Origin of the sequence: uncultured Parabacteroides sp., from assembly GCF_905196875.1 — a bacterium.
Lineage (GTDB): Bacteria > Bacteroidota > Bacteroidia > Bacteroidales > Tannerellaceae > Parabacteroides.
Map to the genome: position 1 here is coordinate 14,741 of NZ_CAJJWO010000014.1, position 24,841 is coordinate 39,581.

Annotated in this window: 20 protein-coding genes; 16 read left to right on the top strand and 4 right to left on the bottom strand. The window is 43.7% G+C overall.

Annotated features, from left to right (window positions below; translation table 11 throughout):
* Window positions 1-147: 147 nt before the first annotated feature.
* The 4 genes from QZ076_RS07090 to QZ076_RS07105 all read right to left on the bottom strand — a co-directional run bounded on the left by QZ076_RS07090 (window position 148) and on the right by QZ076_RS07105 (window position 6,188).
* Entirely contained in the window at window positions 148-1,860 is a 1,713-nt protein-coding gene (locus QZ076_RS07090) for a DUF6377 domain-containing protein (protein ID WP_293711759.1), read from the bottom strand.
* A gap of 171 nt (window positions 1,861-2,031) precedes the next feature.
* A complete protein-coding gene (locus QZ076_RS07095; protein ID WP_293711762.1) occupies window positions 2,032-2,673 on the bottom strand; it encodes a hypothetical protein in 642 nt (213 codons plus the stop codon).
* Between the two features lie 97 nt (window positions 2,674-2,770).
* Window positions 2,771-5,584: a M16 family metallopeptidase gene (locus QZ076_RS07100; protein ID WP_293711765.1), complete on the bottom strand. Its 2,814-nt coding sequence runs from the start codon at window positions 5,582-5,584 to the stop codon at window positions 2,771-2,773.
* Window positions 5,585-5,600: 16 nt separating this feature from the next.
* Window positions 5,601-6,188 carry an HU family DNA-binding protein gene (locus tag QZ076_RS07105; RefSeq protein WP_293711768.1) on the bottom strand — a complete coding sequence of 196 codons (588 nt, stop codon included), beginning with the start codon at window positions 6,186-6,188 and terminating at the stop codon, window positions 5,601-5,603.
* 1,350 nt (window positions 6,189-7,538) lie between these two features.
* Between QZ076_RS07105 and QZ076_RS07110 the strand changes: the two genes are divergently transcribed.
* The 16 genes from QZ076_RS07110 (at window position 7,539) to QZ076_RS07185 (ending at window position 24,828) form a co-directional block, all read left to right on the top strand.
* Window positions 7,539-8,807, top strand: a complete 1,269-nt coding sequence (locus QZ076_RS07110) for an ATP-binding protein (protein ID WP_293711771.1) — start codon at window positions 7,539-7,541, stop codon at window positions 8,805-8,807.
* 28 nt (window positions 8,808-8,835) lie between these two features.
* The gene (locus QZ076_RS07115) at window positions 8,836-10,692 is read left to right on the top strand and encodes a tetratricopeptide repeat protein (protein ID WP_293711774.1); all 1,857 of its coding nucleotides are present in this window, start codon (window positions 8,836-8,838) and stop codon (window positions 10,690-10,692) included.
* Window positions 10,693-10,845: 153 nt separating this feature from the next.
* Window positions 10,846-11,253: a DUF3244 domain-containing protein gene (locus QZ076_RS07120; protein ID WP_293711777.1), complete on the top strand. Its 408-nt coding sequence runs from the start codon at window positions 10,846-10,848 to the stop codon at window positions 11,251-11,253.
* 382 nt (window positions 11,254-11,635) lie between these two features.
* Complete coding sequence (locus QZ076_RS07125) at window positions 11,636-12,508, top strand: FimB/Mfa2 family fimbrial subunit (protein ID WP_293711780.1); 873 nt, start codon at window positions 11,636-11,638, stop codon at window positions 12,506-12,508.
* Window positions 12,509-12,550: 42 nt separating this feature from the next.
* Window positions 12,551-13,624, top strand: a complete 1,074-nt coding sequence (locus QZ076_RS07130; protein WP_293711782.1) for a FimB/Mfa2 family fimbrial subunit — start codon at window positions 12,551-12,553, stop codon at window positions 13,622-13,624.
* 12 nt (window positions 13,625-13,636) lie between these two features.
* Window positions 13,637-14,674 carry a hypothetical protein gene (locus QZ076_RS07135; RefSeq protein WP_293711785.1) on the top strand — a complete coding sequence of 346 codons (1,038 nt, stop codon included), beginning with the start codon at window positions 13,637-13,639 and terminating at the stop codon, window positions 14,672-14,674.
* A 13-nt stretch (window positions 14,675-14,687) separates the two neighbouring features.
* Window positions 14,688-16,190 carry a hypothetical protein gene (locus QZ076_RS07140; protein WP_293711788.1) on the top strand — a complete coding sequence of 501 codons (1,503 nt, stop codon included), beginning with the start codon at window positions 14,688-14,690 and terminating at the stop codon, window positions 16,188-16,190.
* Window positions 16,191-16,409: 219 nt separating this feature from the next.
* Window positions 16,410-17,882, top strand: coding sequence for an aromatic amino acid ammonia-lyase (locus QZ076_RS07145; protein WP_293711893.1), 1,473 nt, complete (start codon window positions 16,410-16,412; stop codon window positions 17,880-17,882).
* Window positions 17,879-18,607 (top strand): 3-oxoacyl-ACP reductase FabG, encoded by a 729-nt coding sequence (gene fabG, locus QZ076_RS07150; protein WP_293711791.1) that lies wholly within the window; start codon window positions 17,879-17,881, stop codon window positions 18,605-18,607. The genes QZ076_RS07145 and fabG overlap by 4 nt, the downstream gene beginning before the upstream one ends.
* An 11-nt stretch (window positions 18,608-18,618) precedes the next feature.
* On the top strand, window positions 18,619-19,842 hold the full coding sequence (locus tag QZ076_RS07155; protein ID WP_293711793.1) for a beta-ketoacyl-[acyl-carrier-protein] synthase family protein: 1,224 nt from the start codon (window positions 18,619-18,621) through the stop codon (window positions 19,840-19,842).
* An 18-nt stretch (window positions 19,843-19,860) separates the two neighbouring features.
* Window positions 19,861-20,106 (top strand): phosphopantetheine-binding protein, encoded by a 246-nt coding sequence (locus tag QZ076_RS07160; protein ID WP_293711796.1) that lies wholly within the window; start codon window positions 19,861-19,863, stop codon window positions 20,104-20,106.
* Window positions 20,099-20,998 carry an acyltransferase gene (locus tag QZ076_RS07165; RefSeq protein WP_293711799.1) on the top strand — a complete coding sequence of 300 codons (900 nt, stop codon included), beginning with the start codon at window positions 20,099-20,101 and terminating at the stop codon, window positions 20,996-20,998. Before QZ076_RS07160 ends, QZ076_RS07165 begins: the two co-directional genes overlap by 8 nt.
* Window positions 20,999-21,018: 20 nt before the next feature.
* A complete protein-coding gene (locus QZ076_RS07170) occupies window positions 21,019-22,104 on the top strand; it encodes a methyltransferase (RefSeq protein WP_293711802.1) in 1,086 nt (361 codons plus the stop codon).
* Between the two features lie 2 nt (window positions 22,105-22,106).
* Entirely contained in the window at window positions 22,107-22,556 is a 450-nt protein-coding gene (locus tag QZ076_RS07175; RefSeq protein WP_293711805.1) for a hydroxymyristoyl-ACP dehydratase, read from the top strand.
* Window positions 22,553-22,996, top strand: a complete 444-nt coding sequence (locus QZ076_RS07180; protein ID WP_293711808.1) for an acyl-CoA thioesterase — start codon at window positions 22,553-22,555, stop codon at window positions 22,994-22,996. Before QZ076_RS07175 ends, QZ076_RS07180 begins: the two co-directional genes overlap by 4 nt.
* Window positions 22,981-24,828 carry a beta-ketoacyl synthase N-terminal-like domain-containing protein gene (locus tag QZ076_RS07185; protein WP_293711894.1) on the top strand — a complete coding sequence of 616 codons (1,848 nt, stop codon included), beginning with the start codon at window positions 22,981-22,983 and terminating at the stop codon, window positions 24,826-24,828. Before QZ076_RS07180 ends, QZ076_RS07185 begins: the two co-directional genes overlap by 16 nt.
* Window positions 24,829-24,841 lie beyond the last annotated feature (13 nt).

Below are 24,841 nucleotides of genomic sequence, written 5' to 3' on the forward strand. Positions count from 1 at the left end.
GTGTGGTTTGTGGGCTTCAATAGCCTGGTAAACAGGATAAGTAAGTATCCGTGTTTTCTATGTTTCTGATATATAGGTTTTTATTTGTTTTATGCGTATATAAAAAGTAAGTTGTTATATGAAGTTAAGGAGGCTCTGATCTTCGTTTCAGCGCTCTATTTTCCCTAAAGATTTTACAATTTCTGCAAAATGTTCTTTGGGGACGACTGCTTTACTGCGTGTTTTCAGCCGGTTGTTGTAGACTGTCTGGGCGGAGCAATGGAGGAACTCGGCTATTTTTACACTATCGCTGATCCCGAGACGGACCAGTGCATAGATACGGAGTTCGGTATTCAGTAATTCTCCCTCTTTGGGCATGATCTGTTTATCCGGTTCGAGTAAGGCATTAAAGTCGGATACGAAATCCGGATAGATATGCAGGAAGATAGCATCGAAATTGCGGTAAAATTCTTTTAGCTCGTTGGAGGCCATTGAAGAAGTGTCCGTCATCTTCTTGACTTCATCCACCATACCGGTTCTGATTTTCCGGTTTATATTTTTTCTGTATTCATCGAGCTTACTGATATAGTTGGAGCAGATATTGAATACATAACCGATATATTCTTCCTTGACGTAATTTGACTCCGTCAGTTTGGAGTTGGTGTCTAGCAACTGTTTGTTCAGTGACTGGAGCTGGTTGTTTACTTCCGCCAGTTGCGTATGAGCTTTTTCCAGTTCGTTTACATGTGTATTCAGTGTCTGATTGGCATCGTTCAGTTTTCTCTGGGATTCTTTCAGTCGCTTTATCTGTAGCCCAATAAAGCACAGTGCAGCTAGCAAGACCAGCGATAAGGTACTGACGATGTAAAGATAGCGGCGCAAATCGGCCTCCTGTCTTTTGTTCTTTTGTTCGTATGTCTTATGGATTGCGTCCAGTGCAGAAGAAATACCGATCATGCGTATCCTGTTTTTATACAGTTGTGCACATCCGAGGCAATAGTTCAGGTAAGAATAGGCACGGTCGGTGGCCCCTTTTTCATACAGGGTCTTTCCGAGTTCTTCCAATGAAGCGATATCGTGGTTGGCCGACCGTATATCAGCCATGGCTGATAAGATAAGGTAACGAAGATATTCCTCTTCGTTACCTTCGTCTCTATTCATTATAGCTAAAATGTATGCATTCATAGCCTCCTTCCTGGAATCGAACGATGCGGAAGCCAGTGATAATCTTAACTGTTCTTTTACCTCTTCTGCCATAGGAGTTCCGTTATATTGCCATCCTTTGTACCATAGATAATAGGGATGATTATCCTGTATACTGGAAAAAATGGAATCCCGATATATCTTTTCCTGTGCATAATAAAGTAAACTTTGTTGGGAATCTTCACCGGAGTATTGGCCGTAATGGGAATAGAGATACATCATCTGTCCGTAATAATCCGTCTTGGCATAGGATGACAGGTTCTCGACATTTATCTCACTTAAGGCATCCAGTGCCTCTTTCAGGAATCCGGTGGCCGATGATATAAAAGATTGTTCTATTTTCCACTGTGCTATCCATTGCCGATTATTCAGTCGCTGGGCGATGTCCAGATTTTTATGTATATAGTTCAGGGCAGAGTCGCTGTCATATACCATATATTCCTCATAAAACAGTTTGTTCATCCAGTATTGTTCTTCCTCCGTCTGAACTTTCTGTTCCATTTTTCTCAGTTCTTCGATCCGCTTCTCTTTAGCAACGACAAAGGTCTCTTTTTTAGCAAGCAGCGAGTCAAGGCTTTGTAGCATTTTTTCGATATTGCCGGACACCGGTTGCCCGTCGGCATACTCCGAACAAACGAATGAAGAAATGATAAATAATAGTATTATCCGGATATACATTGTTGTGTAATTTAAGGTTTACGGGTCAAAGATAAAAAAAGAGGATGAATTTATCCTCTTTTTTACTACTTATAAACAATCTGCTTTTTTTTATTATAGCATCTTATCTGATCTTCAAACTTTCCAGCTCATTTATTATTGTGTCTTCCCACAGCTGTACTTTGAGGTATTTTAATCCATATCGAGAACGGCTCCATTAACTCTGGTTATTGGTCCGGGTGCTTGGTATGGTCTCGGTCGACCAGAACTTCCTCCGGCTTGCACCTCCTTTGTTCTCCACTCGTAACTTTGCTGAAATTGGTCAGCAAGGTTGTTCACCTTGTCTCCAGATGGCGTAAAGGTATAGTCATCTCGATGCAAAATAGCCATGTAGTATCTGACTTCGTAGGGTGTTCCTCCATTCCCTACTTTTTTTTGTGCGTCATTTTCTATTGTGTGGTGTTTATTATTCATTGAAGAGGTTATGGGGACAATATTACTGAATCCTCCGGATCCTCCCAGGCGATCGTTCACCATATGCCCTCCTACCCAGGATCCTCCTGCGATTTTTGCCACCGCTTGTGCTTCTGCCCTTGGTCCTGCTTCTACTCCTTGACTTAGTGTTTCTGATTGAACCCACCCACTGTCGTAATTATTGATAGTGTTAGTAACAGTCACTGTTTTGATCCGTTGTATAGTCTCGATATTATGGCTCACCGGTACTCGATTATCCACAAACCCCAAATCTTGCTTCACACCTCTTTTCTTTTGAGCGACAGAATTAGCAACTGCTCTACTTTTATTCTCTTTACGTTTCTCTACTTGTGCATACATATCTCAAATATTCCAATAAAATCGCCAAATTTAAAATATGACAGAGCTCGTATGAAATGCTCTCTTATTTTAAATTTGGCGAAAATGTTATATAATCTTATGGCTCCATCACCACCTCGATACTATTCCCCTGACCAAGCAGCTTTTTGGTAAAGGCCTGTATCTTAGCCGGAGTAATACCGTTCAGTGTTTCAACGTATTTTGTTTCGCCGTCGAATCCTTTATAATAGTAGTTATCCAGTGTATTCAGCCAGTAACCGTTCTCCTGCAGGTTTTCTGCATGGCGTTTCAGGATATTGTCCTGCGTCTTTTTGAAATCTTCCGGACGCGGGCCGATGTCGGAGATACGTTTCAGTTCGTTACGGACGATTGTGTTCATCTGTTCGCGTTTGTCCGGGTCGGTATCGAAGTAAGCCTGCAGGAAGGTTTGTCCCTCGGGGAAAGTGGAGATACGGGCGGAAGTTTGTACACCGTAGGTGCCGCCTTCTTCTTCACGCACCTTTTCCATATACACCAGGTCGAGCACCTGCTTCAACATGGTTGCTGTAAGGATGTTTTCCAGGTTGTAATCCATCTGTCCGGAATAGAAGTTCACAACAGAAGCTTTCGGGGTTTCCATCTGGCGTTTGAAACGGTTCACGTATTCGCCTTTACGGATGGGCGGGACTTCTTTTATATTCCCTTTTTCAATTTTACCGTTGGCCGGTAAGGTTGCCAGATATTGTTCTACCAGCGGACGAATGCTATCGGTATCGATATTTCCTACGAAAGTGAATACGAAGCCGGAAGCATCACCGAAACGCTCTTTATACATTTCCATGATACGCGGGTAACTGATGTTTTTGAAATCAGCCGGCTCAATACGCATGGCGCGTGGGTTGTTATTGTAAATAGCCTTGGTCAACGAGTCGCTGAAAGCTACCATCGGGTTCAATTCCACGTTTTTCAGTTGGGCGATCATACGGTTTTCGAACGATGCGTATGCCTCTTCGTCTGTTCGTGGAGCGGTGAAATAGAGGTAGATCAGTTCGAACAACGTTTTCAGGTCGGCAGGTGTGGAGGAACCGTTCATGTTTTCACTATCCATTCCTAGTGATGGAGAACAGGACACTTTCTTTCCCGCCAGAAGTTTATTGAGGTCGGTCGAGGAGAAGTTACCCAGACCACCCAGATCGATGACTTCGTTGAATACCTTCAGGTTGTCGATGTCTTTGTTACCGAACAACGTGCTCCCACCCGGGCTGGTTGCCGTCATAACGATTTCATCCTTTTTGAAGTCGGTATGTTTTAAAACCACTTTGATGCCGTTGCTTAATGTCAGCACGGTTGCACCGAACAGCGGGTCTTCTTTACTCTCCGTGATCTTACCTGCGACAGGCAATTCAGAGATCAGCGGCTCGTTGGAAAGAGTTTCCTTATAGGGTTCAACTGGGATACGTTGCGCTTTCATAAAGTCGCGAAGCAATTCCTCGTCCGTAGGATACGTGATGCCCTCTTTTTCAGGTCCGGTCAGGCTGATGACGATATTCTGGTCACCGATCATATCCTGAATGTATTTGTTTACCTGCTCTACCGGAACCGCCTGGGCGATCTGACCGATCAGTGCATATTCGGTTTCGATCCCCGGAATATATCCGCCTTCCGTGAAATGACGTACATATTCGTTGGTAAAGGCACTGTTGCGCTGTTTATCGCGGTCGTTATAAATAGATTCGTATTGTTTCAACACATTGATGCGGGCGCGGTCGTATTCCGAAGGCGTGAAGCCAAAACGTTTTACGCGTTCTGTCTCTGTCACCAGCGCATTCATGGCAGAATCCACCTCATTGTCTTTTACCAGTGCGGCAACCGACCAGGCACCTTTCGTCTTCGAGATCATATAATCGCCGTCTGAAGCCTGTGCTGCAACGAACGGGGGATTGGCTTTCTGTACCATTTCGCTGAAACGTTCGTTCATCATCGTGGCCGCTACGCTTTGGATATAATCTTTTACCATGCTGGCAATCGTTCCATACATATCCTGCGGCATCTTCTCATGTTTATAGAAGATAGATAAGATGGTGTTTGATGCTTCCTTATCCGTCGCGATGGAGATCAGCGGCATATCATTATCCGCTACTTCGAACATCTTGCGGGGAGCCGGATTGACCGGAGCCGGAATGTCGGCAAAGATCTTCTTAACGGCAGCTTCCACCTGGTCGACATTAATATCTCCTACAATGATAATAGCCTGCAAATCGGGACGATACCATTTATGATAATAATCACGCAGTTCATCCGGTTTGAAGTTATTGATCACATCGATCGTTCCGATAGGCATCCGGTGGGCATAACGGCTGTCCGGATACATTTTCGGTAACTGTTGTTCCCAGAGACGGGCCTGTGCATCCTGTCGTGTACGCCATTCCTCACGGATCACGCCGCGTTCCTTTTCGATAGCGGAGTCAGCCAGCGTAATGAAGTTCGACCAGTCGTGCAGGATCAATAGACAGGAGTCGACCACACTTTCGCGGGTAACCGGAGCATTCATAATCATATACACCGTTTCATCGAAACTGGTATAAGCATTGAAGTTCTCGCCGCCGCGCATACCTACGCTTTCGGTAAATTCATCCATTCCTTTATCGGGGAAGTTTTTCGAACCGTTAAAGGCCATGTGTTCCAGGAAGTGAGCCAGTCCGCGCTGGTTCTCTTCTTCCAACATGGAACCTACGTTCTGTGCGATATAGAAGTCCGCCCGTTCTTTCGGCAGTTCGTTGTGACGGATATAATACGTTAATCCGTTGGGTAACTTACCATAACGAACCTGCGGATCGATAGGTAGTGGTTGCAGTTCCTGCTGTTGTGCTGCCAGCTGAAAGAGGCTGAAGAAGCTTAACAGGAGGAAAATAAAAGATCGTTTTTGTCTCATTTGTATATTAATTAGCTTATTCATTATTTGTCGGTAATATATACATAACATGCGTGCCGCCTCCTATTTTAGATAGAACATTTTTTTCTACGAATAGTTTCAGGTCGGCGGCTGCGCGATAACGCGAACAGTCGTTCAGTCCCGCATAATCCGGTGTTGAAATCCGTTTGTTTCGTTCCAGAAAATCCAACATCCGTTTTTTGCGTTCATCGAACGTTAATTTTTTAGGCGTTTTGATATGTTCCAGTTCTGCATTCCTCAGTTCTTCTTTTAGCTTTTCCGAGCAACGAAAGTTTACGTTGTCTACCATTACCATCATTTTCTTTCCGTCGGCGGATGGCTGTGTACGTAGTGAAGGCGAGAAATGTCCCAGTTCTTCCAGTTCCACATGTTGCCCGCTTTTTAGTGAAAGGCCGATCGCCCATACAAACGAATCGAGTACGGCCTTTACATCAGCCGAAGAGATCGTCGACCGTGAGCAAATCATTTTGCATAGATAATCCATTTTTACCGTGCTGTCGCACAATGCCCGTGCATGGCTTAGCTTCGGGCCTTTTCTGCCTTTCGGTTGTGGCGTTTCGTGGACTTTGAATCTGATTCCCATTTTTATTTTTATTTTATACTGGTGTTCTTGAAAAAACAATACGATGCTTTCCTCTTTTCCTTCCGACGGAATTGCCTGCTGACAATTGTCGGCAAGCCTGTCGATAATTATGTGTAAGCCTGCCGATAATTGTGCGCAAGCTTACCGATGGTTATCGGTAGGAAAAAAGGATGAGAGCAAATATACGACACAATAGCAGGATTTGTACTCTGGGTAGGGATAATTATGGAATTCTTTTATAAGAATCACACTTTATTGTGAATGCGAAAGAAAATCCTCTAATAAAAGAGTTGATAAACCGCTCGTTCTTATCGGAGGAGTTGAAAAAACAATATTGGATATCGACTGAATTATCGTCGTAAGATGTTAGTGCTTTAATTTAATTCTGCAATTATCAAAATGACACTAGTATAGCGACTAATTGGGATTAATATACCGGATAAAATGAAATAGTCAAGCGACTAATATTTTTTAACATATTAATCCGATTATAAAATACTTAAATGCTGAACATTTTGTTTTAATCATATTGTGTCTGAATGAACGTACATAGACCGATTAATTAAAATAGTTTCATTAAGAAAAACGATGAAAGACCATACCTTTGGCACAATTATACTTTTTATTAAATGTCAATCTATACCCCTTTCAAACGATTGTGTGATTTGGAAATTAGATAAGACTGATTTAATAGATATATATGAAACATCTTTAAACATAAATAGAATTGCCAGAATTGTTTTAGAAGATGTTTTGATAAGGAAAATAACCTGAGAGACTTTAATACTGGGGTACTCTAGTGAGAAAATATACAAAGATCTTATAGCCAGAGATAAATAACTAATTCAAAATATCCCATTGAAATATATAGCATCATACATCGGTTTAACGCCACAAAGATTGAGCCAGATAAGAAAAAAGATCTGAACAGATCAAAATACAAAATAGATGGCTCTATAAGTTATGATTGATAAAAGTGTTATATTTATTTCGTTTATCAAGTATAACTTATAAAATTGTGAAGATAATAGAGCGGCCTGTTTGTAGCAAACGAATAAAACCTTTTATTGGTAAAGGTATTATTAAAGTACTTGCTGGCCAACGCCGAGTGGGTAAATGAACATGTACTACGCAGTCTGCAGGCGGAAGAAAGTGTATGTAGTTAGTCTGGATGAGTTCAACAGAGGGAGTGATGTGGAAAGGATTATGCATCTTCATCTTTCGGATTTCCTGAAAAAGGAGCTTTTGTAAAGTAGACAAATCACAAATAAGACCGAAAACATGATTTTGACGCTGTGATATTTTCGAGTATGGAAGAATATTCTTACATTTGAAGAAATATTTTCGAGTATGGAAGAAAATTTTGCATTGCTGAGTAGATACAATTTTTGGCATGGGAATGTTCCTGAATTAGGTTTTATACGGGTTGGTTATACAGATAAGATTTTTGATTACACAGGAAATAGGCTGATCAAAGTTCTTGTAGGACAGCGTCGTGTAGGGAAAAGCTATCTGCTTCGGCAAATTGCTTACCGGTTAATTCAAAGTGGAATAAATCCTCGGAATATATTTTATATCAATAAAGAATTTACTGATTTTGACTGTGTACAGGATTATCATGATTTGGAAACTTTGTTGAAACAGTATAAAGAAGCTTTGAATCCTGATGGGAAAGTTTGGTTGTTCATAGATGAAATACAAAATATATCTGGCTGGGAGCATTTTGTAAACTCTTACTCTCAGAATTTTATAGATAGCTATGAAATCTTCATCAGTGGTTCGAACTCGAAAATGTTATCGGGAGAATTGGCTACCCTTCTGTCCGGGCGATATGTGAATTTTGAAATATTTCCATTTAACTTTCAAGAATATGCAGGCATAACCGGTAAAAGTGAGAGTAGACAAAGTTATATTGAATATATGGAAAGCGGGGGGTTGCCGGAGTTATTTATTTTGCCCAATAATGAAACCAAGCGTAATTATATCGCGGCAATAAAAGATACTGTCTTATTAAGGGATATTATTCAACGAAACAGTATAAAAGATCCGAAGTTGCTGGAAGATATTTTTATTTATCTCGTAAATAACGCTTCCAACCTGATTTCGATCACTAATATTCTGAACTTCTTTAAAAGCAATAAAAGGAAAACTACTTATGATACAATATCTAACTATATAGGTTATATTGAGAATACTTTTTTGATTCATAAGACTGAACGCTATGATATAAAAGGGCAAGATACTGTATCGGGTAATTGTAAGTATTATATTAACGATCTTGCTTTTAAGAATTATCTTTATTCTGGTTTTGCCTATGGAATTGGTTATAAACTGGAAAATCTTATTTATTTACAATTGCGACGTTCCGGATATAATGTGTATGTGGGCGCGATGCGGGATAAAGAGGTCGATTTTGTGGCCAGTAAAGGTGATCGTATTATTTATTTGCAAAGTACGTATCTGCTTTCGGACGAACAAACTGTCCGTCGCGAATATGCTTCTTTGGAAGCGATTCAGGATAACTATGAAAAGTATGTTGTGTCTCTTGATGATTTTTCTTTTCCTTCCAATAAAGGGATACAGCATATTCAGGCTTGGAAGCTGGCGGAAATTATCTGATTAACTTATAATGACACACGACAAACGAATGAAAAGCGCTTTTTACCTTATATTCTGTCTGTTAACTTTTGTGATGTGTAATAAACGCTCTGAAGTATTGCCGCCTGAGTTAGTGCATGCCGAATCTTTAATGTTGAGCCATCCGGACAGTGCTCTGGCTATTCTTGATTCAATGAAGATACCGTCTCCTGAAGATGAATTACAGTATGCTACCTGGTGTTTGCTTACCACACAGGCTCGAGATAAAAATTACCTGAAACATACATCGGATTCTTTAATAAATAGAGCTCTCGAATATTTTGAAAAGCAGGATGATCCGCTGAGGAAGGCAACAGCCTTGTATTATGAAGGACGTGTAAATTACGATATGAATAGGGCAGAGGAAGCTGCAACATTCTATTTACGTGCACGGGATGTAGCAAAGAATACAACGGATTATAATTTGCTCTGTTTGATAAATTCCCATTTGGGAACATTGTATCTTCATAGGGACTTATGTACTCAAACAACTGAAGCTTATAAGCTTGCTCATGATTACTCCCTGTTATTGGGAGACAGCGCAACTATATCATACTCTTTTTCTTATTTGGGGCGTGCTTCTATAATCTGTGGCAATATGGAAAAGGCTGTGGAATATTATAAGGAAGCAATAGATATTGCCGAACAATGTCGAAGTCAAAGGGCTTTGACTTCGGCTTGTGCAGAAATAGCAATGGCATATACCAGAATGGGGGAGTTGGATTCGTCTTTGTATTATCAGGTAAAATCGCTAGGTATAGCTGAAAGATCTGGTTCCCTTGATGTTTCACAGATACGTTTGGGTATAGGAGAGACATATCGGTTGATGGAGCAGTTTGATTCGGCTTATTACTATTTAGAAAGTGCGTTGAATACGACGAATGTATATGTCAAAAAAAATGCAAGCCAGGAATTATACTATTTGTATCGGGATTTCGGAAAATATAAAGAAGCGATAGCGCATAATGATTTATATCGAATGTATATGGATTCGGTAGAGAATATTAATCGTAGTATGAAGGTGGCTGAAATACAGGTAAAATATGACCGGCAAAAGCTTTTAAATGAAAATAATAAATTGTTGATTCAGAAAAGTCATTTTATAAAAAGTGCTTTGTCCATTCTGATCTTATTGCTTATACTAATCGGTTCATTGATATTTGTCTACCAACGTAAATTATTACGTAAAGAGCGTGATGTTCTGGAAACGAAAAAACAGTTACAGTCTCATTTAGTTCATTTGCATGAGAATGAATCTGTTATCAGAAAGAATGAAGACCTGATCAAATCATTATCTTTGCAAATAGAAGAGAATACGGAACTACAGGAATCTTTGCAGGATAGGATTTTTGAAATTGAATGTATTCGCCAAAAGAATGAATCACTACTTGGTCAAAATAAGCTTTTACAGGAGAATATAGAGAACTACATTTATAAGTTACAGGAAAAAGGAATTGAGATAGAGACTTATGAATGTTTGGCAGTTCAAAATACAGTATTGCATGACCGTGAAAAGTTTCTTTGTAACGAATTGGTAAAACGAATAGAAACATTAAATAACCTGGCAGTATCTCCTCGTTATATAACAGATGATAAGTGGACTGAAATATTCGATTTAGTAAATATGGTCTATGAGGATTTAACTTATCGTCTGCAGAAAGATTTCCCCACATTAACGGATAGTGATCTCCGGATTTGTTGCCTGATAAAATTACATTTGGGCAACTCCGTTATAGCCACCTTAACGGGAATTTCCTCTTCTTCCGTAACTAAACGGAAACAGCGTTTAAAAGAACGTATCAGCCAACATTTGGTTTCTCCCCTGGATAGGGAAATTTCAGTCGACGCTTTTATTTGGGAATACTGAAAATTGATTTGTCCGTATTCTACGGATATAATAGATTGTAATTGTTTTATTAATAGTGTTTTACGATTTATGGATGTCCACATTGATTCTATCCTTGTTTGTTGCAAAATACATATCTTTGTTATGTATTAATCATTTTAAATAGTTAAAATCATGGTAAAGGGTAAAAAAATGTTTACATGGATTGTATGTGTATTTTTTGTACTTATTTTTGGTGGATTAATAGTACAGGATTTGTCTGCAAAGACAATGTCCGCAGTTACATTTGGCGGTTGGTGGACAGAAGGACATCGTTCTGCTTCGGGAGTTGTTCCTATTTCTGCTGTTATTAATGGTGATATCTTATCTATTCAAAGTAGCAGCCAACGTTCCGATATCATTGTACGAATATCGAAAGATGGCATAGTTCTTTATGAAGCGAGGGTTTCGGCTTCAGAAGCAGAATATACTATGATTGATTTAGGCGGTTTAGATGCAGATACGTATGTTCTGGATCTGACAAACCAATGGGGAGATCACCTATATGGAATATTTGAAAAAGAAGGAAGTAATAGTCTATAGGTAATAAGATGTTTGCAAAGTGTTTTGAGAGTGTGTGAAACCGACTAGCTATTTAGGTAGTGGTAAAATCAAGTGAATAGAGTTTATATTTCATATATAGGCTCTATTTTTTTATTTATATTGATCATTTATATCTGATTTACCTTGCGTTTTAATGGTTTTTTCTAATGATTTTTTGCTATAATTGAATGTCTATTACTTTAACTTTTATACGACTGATATTTAACCAAAAAGGGGATTTACTTATTAAACAAAACTTTTTCATCATCTGTTCTATACTCAAATTTACAAAAATATACTTCCTCTGTCCTTTCCTTGTATTAAAATGACTCTGGTCGGTATTTTAGGTGTTAAGTTAATCACAAGATAAATTTGTTTTATTATGGGAAGAATTGTGTATTTTCTTCATGCCATTGGTATGCTTTTTTTGTTGTCATCTTGTATAAAAGAAGATATGGATGATTGTGTGATAACACACACTGTAAAAGTATATGTAAAGGATAAGAATTATTCAAATATAGAGAGTGTTTTTCAGCTGGTAAAAAAAGATGAAAACTTGCCTTATCGTGCATTTGTTAGTACAGTGCATTATCAGTTACGTGATATAAAAACCGGACAGATTGTTGAAGAAACGTCAGATAATGCATTAAGTGGAAGTGACCAGTTCTATACAATTCAGTTCAATAATTTGCCTCAGGGTAATTATAATCTTACTGTGTGGGGGAATATACAATCGGATACGGCAACCGGTATTTTACATAATAATGGTAATGAGTTGACAGATACTTATGTTGCCAATAAAAATATCACTTTTACTTCCGAGCCTTCTTCCGACCTGTTAATGCTGGAGAGAGCTAAGGGTGATTTGCTTCTGCTTTGTTCGAATTTCCCGTCTGAGATAACGCAGGTAGAAGAAAAAGTGACTTCATTATATGATACGGTAGATCCTTATTTGAAGTATACGGGGAATACGACTGTTCTCAAAACTGGGCCTGTTAAACCTCTTATTGAGACCGTGCTGGCACCTTCTGTGGCGGGGGGAAGTTCGAAGTTAAACCTTCGTTTCTTTTCCGATACTTCCGGGAATGCATCTAAGGAACTTGTTGTTCCGGAAATACCTCTTATAATGAATCGAAATCAGGTAACTGCGGTGGAGGTTAACTATAATAAGATCACCGACGCATTGGAGATATGGACGTATGTCGATGGTGAGTGGACTATGATCCATCATTTGGATATCTTAAACACCAAATAATATATTCTTTTTTCTAGTTATTTACTTTAATAATTTCGGCTTATGAAAAGTGTTGTTTTTTTATCAGTAATTTCTTTACTGATGTTTGCCTCATGTTCAAATGAAGACAACGTAGATCCTGTAGAGAGTGAAAACGGTTCAGTGACTTTTGAACTGTCAGCAGTGAATGAAATAGAGAGTGGCTCGGTGACACGTGCTCCGGTTTATAGCCAGGAGGCCACTCAGCATGTAACCCAGGTGGATGTGTATGCTTTTAAAAAGAGTGGTTCAGATTATCTTTTTGAGAAATCGTACAATATTGCAGGCTGGACGGACGGTACGACTTTCAAACGTTTTTCCGTTCCGGAAGAGAATAAACTGGCTATGGGAGATTATAAGTTCCTGGCGGTTGGAGTCGGAGCGGATAATCAGTTTGCGATAACATCACCTACTGCTTCCACGACTAAGTTTGAAGATATGGTGGCTACTATTGCTACGACAGGTAATGAAACGGAGATATTTGCCGGTTCTACCCCTTATACGATCATCGCCCAGGGTAGCCGTGTCAGTATCCAGATGACTCGTCAGATTGCCGGTGTTCTGGGATATTTCAAGAATGTACCGACAACGGTAGACGGAACTGCTGTTAAGTACCTGCGGCTTTCTGTATCGGCCACCAATAAAGTGACGAACCTTTCTACAGGTGCCGGATCGACAGCGGGAACCAGTCCGTACAATATTATCGATATCGACCTTTCTATACAAGGTACAGCGAATGATGTTTATACCGGAAATACGGTTGGGTCTGGTGTAGTCAAAGTTGCGAATTCACAGCTTAGCGGTAAATATCTGGTTCCTGTTAGTGCTATTACAATGACTTTAGGCTTGTACGATGCAAGTGGAACAGCACTCAGGACATGGGCAGTTTCTTCTCCAGGAACAGGTACGAGCTTTGATATTCTGGCTAACCATTTTTATACGTTAGGTAGAAAAGTGACTTCAGGCAGTACAGTTGGAGATCCGGATGATCCGAACGATGACGATAATCCGATCGACTTGCTGACAGATCAAACAATCACCATCACTATCTCTCCTAACTGGGTGGCTATTCACGATTTGGTTTTACAGACTCCTTAAACTGAATGTCGTATGAATATTATGCGTCGGACAATAGATCTTTATTTTGGGGCCGCTCTCCTGGCCTCTTTATGGCTGGGAGGGTGTTCTACGGATGATATTCCTCTCGATCAGGAAGTCGGAACGGTTTCTGTTCCTTTGTCGATCATGGAAGAAGGGGGCAATCTCACCCGTGCGTTGGGAGATGCTACCCCTTCTGTGAATCGGGTATTGATCCTGCCGTTTAAAAAGACGAATGAATCCCTGGCGAATGATCCGGTCAATTTTGTACCGGATTATACGTCCGCCAAACAGATAGATCTAAATGCATTCCCTTTGAATACGGCTATGCTCCGGATGACTACCGGCTCGACATACCAGTTAATGGTGATCGGTTATAACCGGAATGATTATGACTTCGCTAATCCGGCCGCTTCCGGTAGACGTTTCGACCTGGGAATATCCGGTCGTCCGTCAACCCTGGCCGATGTGAATTTGAAGTTGATCAATGCAACGGATGTTCCCGAACTGTTTTCCTGTATGGGGAATGGATATAATGGAACTGTTTCGGTTGGAGGATTATTTAAACCCGAGCAGATAAATAATATAAAAGGGACGTTAAACAGGATTTCCAGTGGATTAACGCTGAATATTACCAATATTCCCGCCTATGTGAGCTCTATCCGTTTGAGAGCCGAACAGCTGGTTACGGCAGTGAAGGCTGCCGATGGTACGCCTGTTCAATGGCAGGTTGTCGGTGACACCGGGGTAAGGACACTGGGGTTATTAGCTCCCGCATCCGGTAAAGTCACATTCAATACGTTTATGTTGCCTACTTTGGATGCACGTAAAACGCTTTTATATCTGGATGTTATTTATGCGGGTATTACGGAGCAGTACACGGTGAAGATTGCTGATGTCGCCAATGTTGTCTCCGGCAATCGAATAATATTCTCACCGAACCATTGGGTACGGATTGATGGTGATTACAACAAAATCAACCTGGGTTTTACCTTGTCCAATAATATTAATCTGGATGATAATGCCTGGGATGGTATTCAAAACTATTAAAAGAGTAACGAAGATGAAGACATTTATTCTTGTTTGGGTTGGTTTGCTTCCGCTCTTGCTTTTTGCTGCCTGTGAGAAGGAAGAATTGGTGCCCGTTGAAACGGAAAAGCCGGCAGAGACTCCTGATGACGGAGGCTCCGGTGTTGTCCCGGAGGGATATTTTGTAGTAACATTCTCACCGGAAAGCGGTATGACCCGGACACCTGTGAGTGGCCTCGATGGGCGGGTTCGTCATCTTCGTTACCTTGTTTATAATGAATCAGGAACGTTTGTAAAGGAAAAAGAGGTGTTACCGCTGACTTCCGGAACAACAACCTGGCCATTATCTGCTATAAGAGATACTTTGCCAAGGGGAGTCTATACGGCTGTTTTTCTGGCAAACACGGATAAGAACTTATTCCCTTACCCTGTTACGGGTGGTGGACAGGGAGTGGCAGATGTGTTACTGAACTATAAAGGGCAGATGTCGGATGCGCGTATCGTATTGCCCAACGGCCCTTTTTCCGATACGTCGGAATATTATGAGGCAAAGGTGAGTTTTTCTCCTGCTGTGCCGAACCCGAATATCGTGTTACAACGGATCATTGGAATGTTCAAGGTGCATCGTAACTTTGTGGATGCACAGACAGCCCTTAACCAACTTGTTAACAATATTGTTACACAGATCAATTATAAGAATTATATACAGACAACGGTGGGAGGAACCGCTCCCGGCTCATTGCGATATTTATTGAAACAGATCCCGGCTCTTGCGCTTCTTGATGCTACGGTAAATGTTGTTGCCGATGCTTTACTGATCCCCGTAACAAATGCTCTTTACGACATTTTGTTGCAACAACTGGTCAATCAGATCGGGTTGGCGTTGACCGGAAATGCTAATCAGCAGGGTGCGCTTAGCGGAATCGGTGTTTTATTGAATCCTTGGGTGGGCGATTCTGCTCGTACGGCCATTGTCAGTATCAATAATTTCCCGAAATCGGTTGATCTGAGCAATAACGTGACAGACTACTATACCGGAGTGAACAGATTCAGGTTTAATTTTACCGGTGGAAGTGTTTACAGTGAAAAAGATATCCTTATCCGTGGTTTTCATGGTAGTTTTGATGTACGCCGTATCAGTGCCATACGTGACGGGCTTATATCCGGTTTTCTGATTGAGAATACGATTGACGGGCCTCTTTTGCTGAATGGTGCTTTTATCGATATTACAGATCCGGTAACGGCTAATGTGGCGACGAATATGCGTTATAAGGCCGATTACTCCTTTGTTGACTTAGGGCTTAAATCATATACCCAGCAAACCGATGGAAACCATTCGCTTACGCTGAGTGTAAAACTTGGAAATATTGCGAATATCGATGGCATACTGGGAGGAATACCTCTGCTGGGTGCTATATTGGGAACAGTTTTGACCTCTATAAAAAATATTACAGTTTCCGTCCCTGTTAATCTACCTTTGCTAGGTGTGGATAACCTGCAATTGTCGGGTAGCTGGAGTGCGGTGACATCTTATTGATTTGTCCATCTATGACTTTCATATTTTCCGGGAAAAGAGGTTGTGGGGAATGATGAGGCTTATAACTTTAAGTTAAAGTGTTACTTAGCTTTGTATACTTGAGCAAAAAAGCTACTTTTGCACGAGAATATAAAGGAATATATGGTGAAGGATGTATTATACAACCCCAATGCTAACTTAACCCTGAATGAAGTACGGGCTTTGTTGTTTCAACAGAGAATGCTTACATTATCCACAGAGGCTTTGGCAAAGGTGGATCATAGCTATACTTTTTTGAAAGATTTTTCAGCGGATAAGATCATTTATGGGATTAATACAGGTTTTGGTCCGATGGCCCAGTACCGCATAGAGGATGATTCCCTGAAACAGTTACAATATAATATTATACGCAGTCATTCGACCGGGGCGGGTGCTCCGCTGTCTCCCTTGTATGTTAAGGCGGCTATGATTGCACGACTGATGACTTTCTTACAAGGTTATTCAGGTGTACATGTAGAGTTGGTCGAATTGCTGGTTGAGTTTATCAACCGGGATATTTGCCCTTATATTCCCGAACACGGTAGTGTGGGAGCCAGTGGCGATCTTGTGCAGCTGGCACATATGGCCTTGACCTTGATCGGAGAAGGGGAGGTTTTCTATAAAGGTGAACGTCGTGATACGGCAGAGCTGATGAAGGAGACCGGATTGAAACCTTTTACCATGAAGATACGTGAAGGCCTGTCCGTGACGAACGGAACATCGGTCATGACCGGAATTGGTATGGTCAACCTGATCTATGCCAAACAGTTGCTTACCTGGTCGGTAATAGCATCCGTGATGATGAACGAGATCGCGTCTTCGTATGACGATTTCATGTCGCCTGCCCTGAACGGCGTTAAACGGCATGAAGGGCAGCAAACGATTGCCCGTGCCATGCGTGAATGGGTGGCGGGAAGTTCTTCTATCCGTAAACGGGAAAATGAATTATACTGTCGCCATACGGAAAAGATATTTGAACATAAGGTGCAGCCTTATTATTCGCTGCGTTGTGTCCCCCAGATACTGGGCCCTGTGTTCGATGAGATGGTCAATGCGGAAAAGGTACTGATCGATGAACTGAACTCGGCCTGTGATAACCCGATTGTTGACCCCGAAACGAAAAATGTATATCATGGAGGTAACTTCCACGGCGATTATATCTCTTTTGAGATGGACAAACTGAAGATAGCTGTCACGAAGTTAACCATGCTGACCGAGCGCCAGCTGAATTATCTGTTCCACGACCGTATCAACGGCATTCTGCCGCCGTTTGTCAATCTGGGCGTATTGGGACTGAACTACGGATTGCAGGCTTCCCAGTTTACGGCAACTTCCACAACGGCAGAGAGCCAGACCCTGTCGAATCCGATGTATGTGCACAGCATTCCGAATAATAATGATAACCAGGATATTGTCAGTATGGGGACAAATTCCGCCCTGTTGGCTAAAACTGTTATAGAGAACGGTTTCCAGGTGATGGCAATCCATTTTATGGCCATCGTGCAAGCGGTGGATTACCTGAAGATACAGGATCGGTTGTCTCCCCGTACAAAGGATATTTATAACGAAATACGTTCTTTCTTCCCCGTGTTTACCGAAGATACTCCCAAATACAAGGAGATCGAAACAATGATCGAGTGGTTGAAGAACAAGAATTTAGAACCGATTGCATGAAATACGCATTAGTAACAGGCGGAAGCCGCGGCATAGGGCGTGCCGTCAGTGTCAGACTGGCGGAAATGGGATATGTCATATTGATAAACTACCAGAGTAACGATTCGGAAGCAGCACATACCCTGCAACTTGTCCGCGAAAAAGGATCGGACGGCGAACTGCTGAAATTTGATGTCACGAACGCCGAGGCGGTGACATCCACCCTGAGCGGGTGGATGGATAAGCATCCGGATGCTTATATCGAAGTGTTGATCAACAATGCAGGTATTCGCAAAGATAATCTCCTGCTCTGGATGACCGGAGAGGAATGGCACCGTGTGCTCGATATCAGCTTGTCGGGTTTCTTTAACGTTACACAGCCTTTATTGAAAGACATGCTGGTAAAACGTTTCGGGCGGATTGTCAATATCGTTTCCCTGTCAGGAATAAAAGGAATGCCGGGACAGACCAATTATTCGGCGGCTAAAGGCGGTATTATTGCCGCAACTAAAGCGCTGGCACAGGAAGTGGCCAAGAAGAAAGTCACGGTAAATGCGGTGGCTCCCGGCTTTATCCGTACCGATATGACCGGCGACCTGGATGAAGCGGAGCTGAAGAAGCTGGTGCCCGCAGGCCGTTTCGGTGAACCGGAAGAGGTGGCCGACCTGGTGGCTTTCCTTGTTTCGCCTGCCGCTTCCTATATTACGGGGGAGGTGATTTCAATAAACGGTGGATTATATACCTGATAGAAAGATATATGAATAGAGTTGTTATTACGGGAATGGGTATTTACTCCTGCATCGGAAAGAATCTGGAGGAGGTAAAGACTTCCTTATATAAAGGGAAATCGGGTATCGGTATCGATCCGGTTCGCAAAGAATTTGGATACCGCTCGGCATTAACGGGACTATTGGATAAACCGAACCTGAAAGGCGTACTGGATCGCCGCCAGCGTATCGGCCTTCCTGAACAGGGCGAATATGCCTATCTGGCAACGGCCGAGGCTTTTGCACAGGCGGGGATAGACGAAGAGTATCTGCTGAACCACGAAGTCGGTATCCTTTACGGAAATGACAGCAGTACGGCTCCTGTAATCAATGCGGTGGATATCATCCGTGAGAAAAGGAATACGGCACTGGTCGGTTCCGGCTCTATATTTCAGAGCATGAACTCGACGGTGACGATGAACCTGTCGGTTATTTTCAAGCTGCGCGGAGTCAACTTTACGATCTCCGGTGCCTGTGCCAGCGGTTCGCATGCCATTGGGATGGGATATTTCCTGATCCGTTCGGGTATGCAGGATTGTATCGTATGCGGGGGAGCACAGGAAGTAAATATGTATTCGGTCGGCAGTTTCGACGGACTGGCCGCTTTCTCTGTCAGGGAAGATCAGCCGGAACAGGCTTCCCGTCCGTTCGACAAGGATCGCGACGGTTTGGTTCCCAGCGGGGGAGGTGCAACCGTTATTATAGAAAGTTACGAGTCGGCTAAGCGGCGGGGAGCAAATATCCTGGCGGAAGTGGTAGGCTATGGCTTTTCTTCCAACGGCGAACATATTTCCGTCCCGAACGTAGATGGGCCGCGACGTTCGTTGGAAATGGCATTAAAAGACGCAGGTATGGCAGCTCGCGACATACAGTATGTGAATGCCCATGCTACTTCCACCCCGTTGGGCGACCTGAATGAGGCGAAAGCCATTGCCGAAGTTTTCGGGAAAACAGCCCCGTATGTGGCTTCTACTAAGTCGATGACCGGACATGAGATGTGGATGGCAGGCGCGAGCGAAGTGATCTATTCCATGCTGATGATGCAGAACGGATTTATCGCTCCCAATCTGAACTTTACGGAACCCGACGAGGCTTCCGCCTTGTTGAACATTCCGGCGGAGACTAAACAACTCGAATTCGACACCTTCCTGTCCAACTCGTTTGGCTTCGGAGGAACCAACTCTACATTAATAATCAAGAAATTCAAATCTTAACAGACAATAAACAAACAAATGGCAAATACAGAATTAATTCAAAAGATCAACGAGAAATTATCGGAGGAGTTCGAAATAGATATAGAACTGATACAGCCCGATGCCCTGTTGATGCAGACGCTCGAACTCGATAGCCTTGACCTGGTGGATATGGTCGTACTGGTGGAACACAACTTCGGGTTTACATTGAAAGCACAGGATTTTGTCGGGATCAAAACGTTCCAGGACTTTTACGATTTCATTGACTTACGTGTGAATGAGTAACGACAACGACACAGGCTGGAAAGGTAAAACGCGCGGAGGTTCTTTCGGCTACCTCTTCTTTATTCTCTTGATAAAAGGGTTGGGGATAAAGGCGGCGTATGCGTTTCTTTGTCTGGTCGTGGTCTATTTTGTACCGTTTGCTCCGAAGGCGACCCGTGCGATCTGGAGGTATGCACGGCAGCGGTTAGGATATGGACGTCTTCGTTCCGCCCGTTTTCTGTTGGTCAATTATTACCGGTTGGGGCAAACTCTGATCGATAAGGTGGCGGTCGGTGCAGGGATGGACAAACAATATACCTTCGATTTCGGTACGCGGTATCAAGACTTCCTGGAGGTATTGAATGGAAACGAAGGAGTAGTTATGATCGGTGCTCATGTAGGCAACTGGGAGATCGGCGCTCCTTTTTTCGATGAATACGGGAAGAAGATGAATATCGTGATGTTTGATGCCGAATATCAGAAGATCAAAGAACTGTTGGAGAAGAACACGAAGGGGAAGAACTACAAAGTCATTCCCGTGAATGAAGATAACCTGACACATATATTCCGGATCAGGGATGTATTGAGTAAAGGAGAATATGTTTGTTTTCAGGGCGACCGTTATGTGGAGGGTTCGCAGGTCTTTACAGAGACTTTCCTTGGAAAAGAAGCCTCTTTTCCGGCAGGGCCGTTCCTGTTGGCTTCCCGTCTGGGAGTACCTGTCGTATTTTACTTTGCTGTCCGTGAGAAGTGCATGCATTATAAGTTTAACTTCGTACCGGCACAGCCGGAAAAGCGTGTCAAAGGGAAAGTGCCGGGGCAGGAGTTGCTGAAGCAATATGTATCAGCGTTGGAGTCGGTTGTAAAACAATATCCGGAACAATGGTTTAATTACTATGACTTCTGGAAATAACAGATAGAATAAGAGAGAACATGGAATTATCATCTCCTCAAAAAGAAATATACGCAAAGGATCGTTTCTCGGCTGTACAGGCGCAACGTCTGGCACAGGAGATCGCTTTTGGCCCGGTAGTCTTTCAGGTGTCGCGCCTGATGGTCAAGTTCGGGATATTCGGAATGCTCCGCGAAGCACAGGACGGCCTGACGATGGATGACATCGTGGAAAAGACAAGCCTTTCCCGCTATGCAGTACAGGTGTTGCTGGAATCGTCGCTGACGATCGGAACCATCCTGTTGAAAGACGACCGTTTCTCCCTCGGGAAAGCCGGCTGGTTCCTGTTGAACGATGAAATGGCACGGGTGAATATGGATTTCAACCATGACGTGAACTATCTGGGACTTTTCCACCTGGAAGAGGCCCTGCTCACCGGCAAGCCCGAAGGCCTGAAAGTGTTCGGCAACTGGCCGACCGTCTACGAAGGTTTGTCCAGCCTGCCCGAAAAGGTGCAGGAGAGCTGGTTCGGCTTCGACCATTTTTATTCCGACAACTCTTTTAAGCAAGCGTTGGAGGTTGTTTTCGCAAGTCCGGTACGTACGTTGCTGGATGTGGGTGGCAATACCGGGCGTTGGGCGACGCAATGTGTAGCCTGTTCACCGGAAGTAGAGGTCACCATCATGGATCTGCCCCAGCAACTGGAGATGATGCGGGAGCAGACAAAGGGGCTGGAAGGAGCGGACCGTATTCATGGGTATGCCGCCAACCTGTTGGATGAGGAGACCCGTTTTCCGGAACCGTTCGATGCCATCTGGATGAGCCAGTTCCTCGACTGCTTCTCGGAAGAACAGGTACTGAGTATCCTGACACGCGTCGCGGGTTCGATGAACGCCGACAGCCGTTTGTATATCATGGAGACATTCTGGGACCGCCAGCGTTTCGAGACGGCCTCTTATTGCCTGGCGCAGATTAGCCTTTATTTCACGGCAATGGCCAATGGCAACAGCAAGATGTATTATTCCGGTGATATGGCTCGCCTGGTGGAAAAAGCCGGACTCACAATCGAACGGATGCACGACGGGCTCGGCCTGGGACATAGTATTATGCAATGTAAACTCAAGTAAATATGGCTGCAATCTCATTCGATACCCCTCTGTTGGCCGGCGACGAGCTGTTGGAACTGATCCCGCAACGTCCGCCGATCGTGATGGTAGACCGTTTCTTCGGCATGGACCAGAACGGTTCGTATACCGGGCTGAAGGTGGAAGCCTCCAACCTGTTCTGTCGGGACGGGCAACTCGATGAATGTGGCATTACGGAACATATCGCCCAATCGGCAGCCGTGCGGGTGGGGTATCTGTATAAGAATGCCGGTGAAGAAGTGCCTGTCGGTTTTATCGGCTCGGTCGATAAGATGAACTATCAGACGTTGCCGCAGGTCGGGGATGAGTTACGGACCACGATCCGGGTGGAACAGGAAATATTCGATATCACTCTGATCTCGGCCACTGTGCAGGTGAACGGAAACCCGGTCGCCGAAGGTCAGCTTAAAATATTTTTGAAAAAAGACGCATGAAACGGAGAAAACTACAAGAGGCAGCCCTTACCAACCGCACGACCTTGCGGGTCAGATTCAGCGAAGTAGATTCGATGGAGGTGGTCTGGCACGGGGAGTATGTCCGTTATATGGAAGACGGACGGGAGGCTTTCGGCCGACAGTACGGTATCGGTTATACGGATATACGCGATGCAGGTTATGTGGTACCGATCGTCGAACTGGACGTACAATACAAGCAATTTCTCAAGTACGGCGAGTCTGCGATTGTGGAAACGCGATATATCCGGACGGATGCGGCTAAGATACTTTTTGAATACGTTATCTTTCGGGAAAGCGACGAGACTGTGGTGGCTATGGGTTCCAGTATGCAGGTCTTTGTAAACAAAGCGACAGGATTACTGGAACTGAATAATCCGGACTTTTATAAAATGTGGAAAGAAAAATGGGAGATCCGGTAAACAACTATATAACGGCCGGCTCGATCATCAGTTCGCTGGGCTTCGGTACGGAAGAGAATTTCTCCCATATCCGCGGGTACCATTCGGGTATCAAGCGGGTAGAAAACGCTGCCCTTTTCGACACTCCTTTCATGGCTGCATGTATAGACGATACCCGTTTAAAAGAAGCCGCTTCGGTGCAGAAGCTGGACGGGTACACCCGGATGGAGCAATTATTTATCCTCTCTTTGTCGGACACGATCCGTCAAAGCGGTATCGATCCTGCCGATCCGGACTGTGGACTGATTCTCTCCACGACGAAAGGAAATATCGATGTATTATCCGCCGGCAGGAATGAGCACTCGATTGCGGTCGAGATCGACACTCAATTACGGTCGGAATCGATACCCGATTGCGGTCGGGATCGACACTCGATCGGGGAAAGCATGACCACCCCCTTCCGGCTTTTCGGGATGGCGATGCGTGTGGCGGATTATTTCGGTTGTGTGAATGAACCGATCGTTATCTCCAATGCCTGTATCTCCGGTGTATCTGCATTGATAGTGGCTTCCCGGTTGATAGAAGCCGGGAAATATAAACATATACTGGTGGCCGGAGGGGATCTGTTGACCCGCTTTGTTGTCACCGGCTTTCAATCTTTTAAATCAGTCAGTCCGGAGATATGCAGGCCCTACGACGAAGCACGCGGCGGCCTGTCGCTGGGGGAAGCCTGCGGTTCTGTACTCATAACCTCCGACCCGCATCGGGTGAAAGAGCATCGCCCTGTGATTATCCGGGGCGGGGCGATAACAAATGATGCCAATCATATCTCGGGCCCTTCGCGTACCGGCGATGGCCTGTATTATGCGATCAGCCAGGCAATGGATGAGGCCGGTTTACAGCCGGATGCCATATCGTTCGTCAATGCGCATGGGACGGCTACCTTGTATAATGACGAGATGGAGTCGAAAGCACTTCATCTGGCCGGGTTGGATCATCTGCCGCTCAACAGCCTGAAGTCGTACTGGGGACATACGCTCGGAGCTTCGGGTATCATCGAATCGATCGCCTGCATGGAGCAACTTCGCAGCGGAGAAGTATTCGCGACGTTGGGGTTTGAGATTTGCGGTGTTCCTTTTCCTTTGTCGGTAAGTGCGGCGCATAGGGGGATCCCTATGAATAGCTGTGTGAAAACGGCTTCAGGATTCGGAGGATGCAATGCGGCTGTTGTTTTATCGTTGGAGACAGGAAAAGATGACACACCCCCTGCCCCCTCTCGAGAGGGGAAAAGATGCTCTTGTCGCAAGGTGTCGGTTGAAGGAGGGAGGATTCTGTTGGATGGAGAAGTTTTATTGGAGGCTGTATCAGGAGAAGATTTTGGAACATTTATCCGCAGGGCTTACAAAATGTTATCGCTGGATGACCGGAAGTTTTATAAGATGGACGATCTTTGTAAACTCGGATATATAGCGGCAGCCTGTCTTTTTGCAAAGAACGGGGGAACTACCGGCTATGCTCCGGGGGAAGTCGGGATCGTGTTGGTCAATGCCTCGTCTTCGCTGGATCCGGATCGGAAGCATCAGCGTCTTATCGATACGATGGGCGATCGGGAGGCCAGCCCGGCCGTGTTTGTTTACACCTTGCCGAATGTGGTGATGGGCGAAATTTGCATCCGCTATAAGATACAAGGGGAGAATACTTTTTTTATCAACGACCGCTACCCGGAGTCCTTTATCAGGGAATATGCCCGGCTGGTGATGAAAAAACAACGACTACGTGCCTGCCTGACCGGTTGGTGCGAACTACTGGGTGATACGTATGAAGCCCGTTTCGACTGGCTGGAACAAAAATGATTTTAAACGAATA

What these genes read in the sequence shown, in the direction of transcription:
- QZ076_RS07090 (WP_293711759.1), bottom strand. Translation starts at nt 1,860, where the DNA reads ATGTATATCCGGATAATACTATTATTTATCATTTCTTCATTCGTTTGT.
- QZ076_RS07095 (WP_293711762.1), bottom strand. Translation starts at nt 2,673, where the DNA reads ATGTATGCACAAGTAGAGAAACGTAAAGAGAATAAAAGTAGAGCAGTT.
- QZ076_RS07100 (WP_293711765.1), bottom strand. Translation starts at nt 5,584, where the DNA reads ATGAGACAAAAACGATCTTTTATTTTCCTCCTGTTAAGCTTCTTCAGC.
- QZ076_RS07105 (WP_293711768.1), bottom strand. Translation starts at nt 6,188, where the DNA reads ATGGGAATCAGATTCAAAGTCCACGAAACGCCACAACCGAAAGGCAGA.
- QZ076_RS07110 (WP_293711771.1), top strand. Translation starts at nt 7,539, where the DNA reads ATGGAAGAAAATTTTGCATTGCTGAGTAGATACAATTTTTGGCATGGG.
- QZ076_RS07115 (WP_293711774.1), top strand. Translation starts at nt 8,836, where the DNA reads ATGAAAAGCGCTTTTTACCTTATATTCTGTCTGTTAACTTTTGTGATG.
- QZ076_RS07120 (WP_293711777.1), top strand. Translation starts at nt 10,846, where the DNA reads ATGGTAAAGGGTAAAAAAATGTTTACATGGATTGTATGTGTATTTTTT.
- QZ076_RS07125 (WP_293711780.1), top strand. Translation starts at nt 11,636, where the DNA reads ATGGGAAGAATTGTGTATTTTCTTCATGCCATTGGTATGCTTTTTTTG.
- QZ076_RS07130 (WP_293711782.1), top strand. Translation starts at nt 12,551, where the DNA reads ATGAAAAGTGTTGTTTTTTTATCAGTAATTTCTTTACTGATGTTTGCC.
- QZ076_RS07135 (WP_293711785.1), top strand. Translation starts at nt 13,637, where the DNA reads ATGAATATTATGCGTCGGACAATAGATCTTTATTTTGGGGCCGCTCTC.
- QZ076_RS07140 (WP_293711788.1), top strand. Translation starts at nt 14,688, where the DNA reads ATGAAGACATTTATTCTTGTTTGGGTTGGTTTGCTTCCGCTCTTGCTT.
- QZ076_RS07145 (WP_293711893.1), top strand. Translation starts at nt 16,410, where the DNA reads ATGCTTACATTATCCACAGAGGCTTTGGCAAAGGTGGATCATAGCTAT.
- fabG (WP_293711791.1), top strand. Translation starts at nt 17,879, where the DNA reads ATGAAATACGCATTAGTAACAGGCGGAAGCCGCGGCATAGGGCGTGCC.
- QZ076_RS07155 (WP_293711793.1), top strand. Translation starts at nt 18,619, where the DNA reads ATGAATAGAGTTGTTATTACGGGAATGGGTATTTACTCCTGCATCGGA.
- QZ076_RS07160 (WP_293711796.1), top strand. Translation starts at nt 19,861, where the DNA reads ATGGCAAATACAGAATTAATTCAAAAGATCAACGAGAAATTATCGGAG.
- QZ076_RS07165 (WP_293711799.1), top strand. Translation starts at nt 20,099, where the DNA reads ATGAGTAACGACAACGACACAGGCTGGAAAGGTAAAACGCGCGGAGGT.
- QZ076_RS07170 (WP_293711802.1), top strand. Translation starts at nt 21,019, where the DNA reads ATGGAATTATCATCTCCTCAAAAAGAAATATACGCAAAGGATCGTTTC.
- QZ076_RS07175 (WP_293711805.1), top strand. Translation starts at nt 22,107, where the DNA reads ATGGCTGCAATCTCATTCGATACCCCTCTGTTGGCCGGCGACGAGCTG.
- QZ076_RS07180 (WP_293711808.1), top strand. Translation starts at nt 22,553, where the DNA reads ATGAAACGGAGAAAACTACAAGAGGCAGCCCTTACCAACCGCACGACC.
- QZ076_RS07185 (WP_293711894.1), top strand. Translation starts at nt 22,981, where the DNA reads ATGGGAGATCCGGTAAACAACTATATAACGGCCGGCTCGATCATCAGT.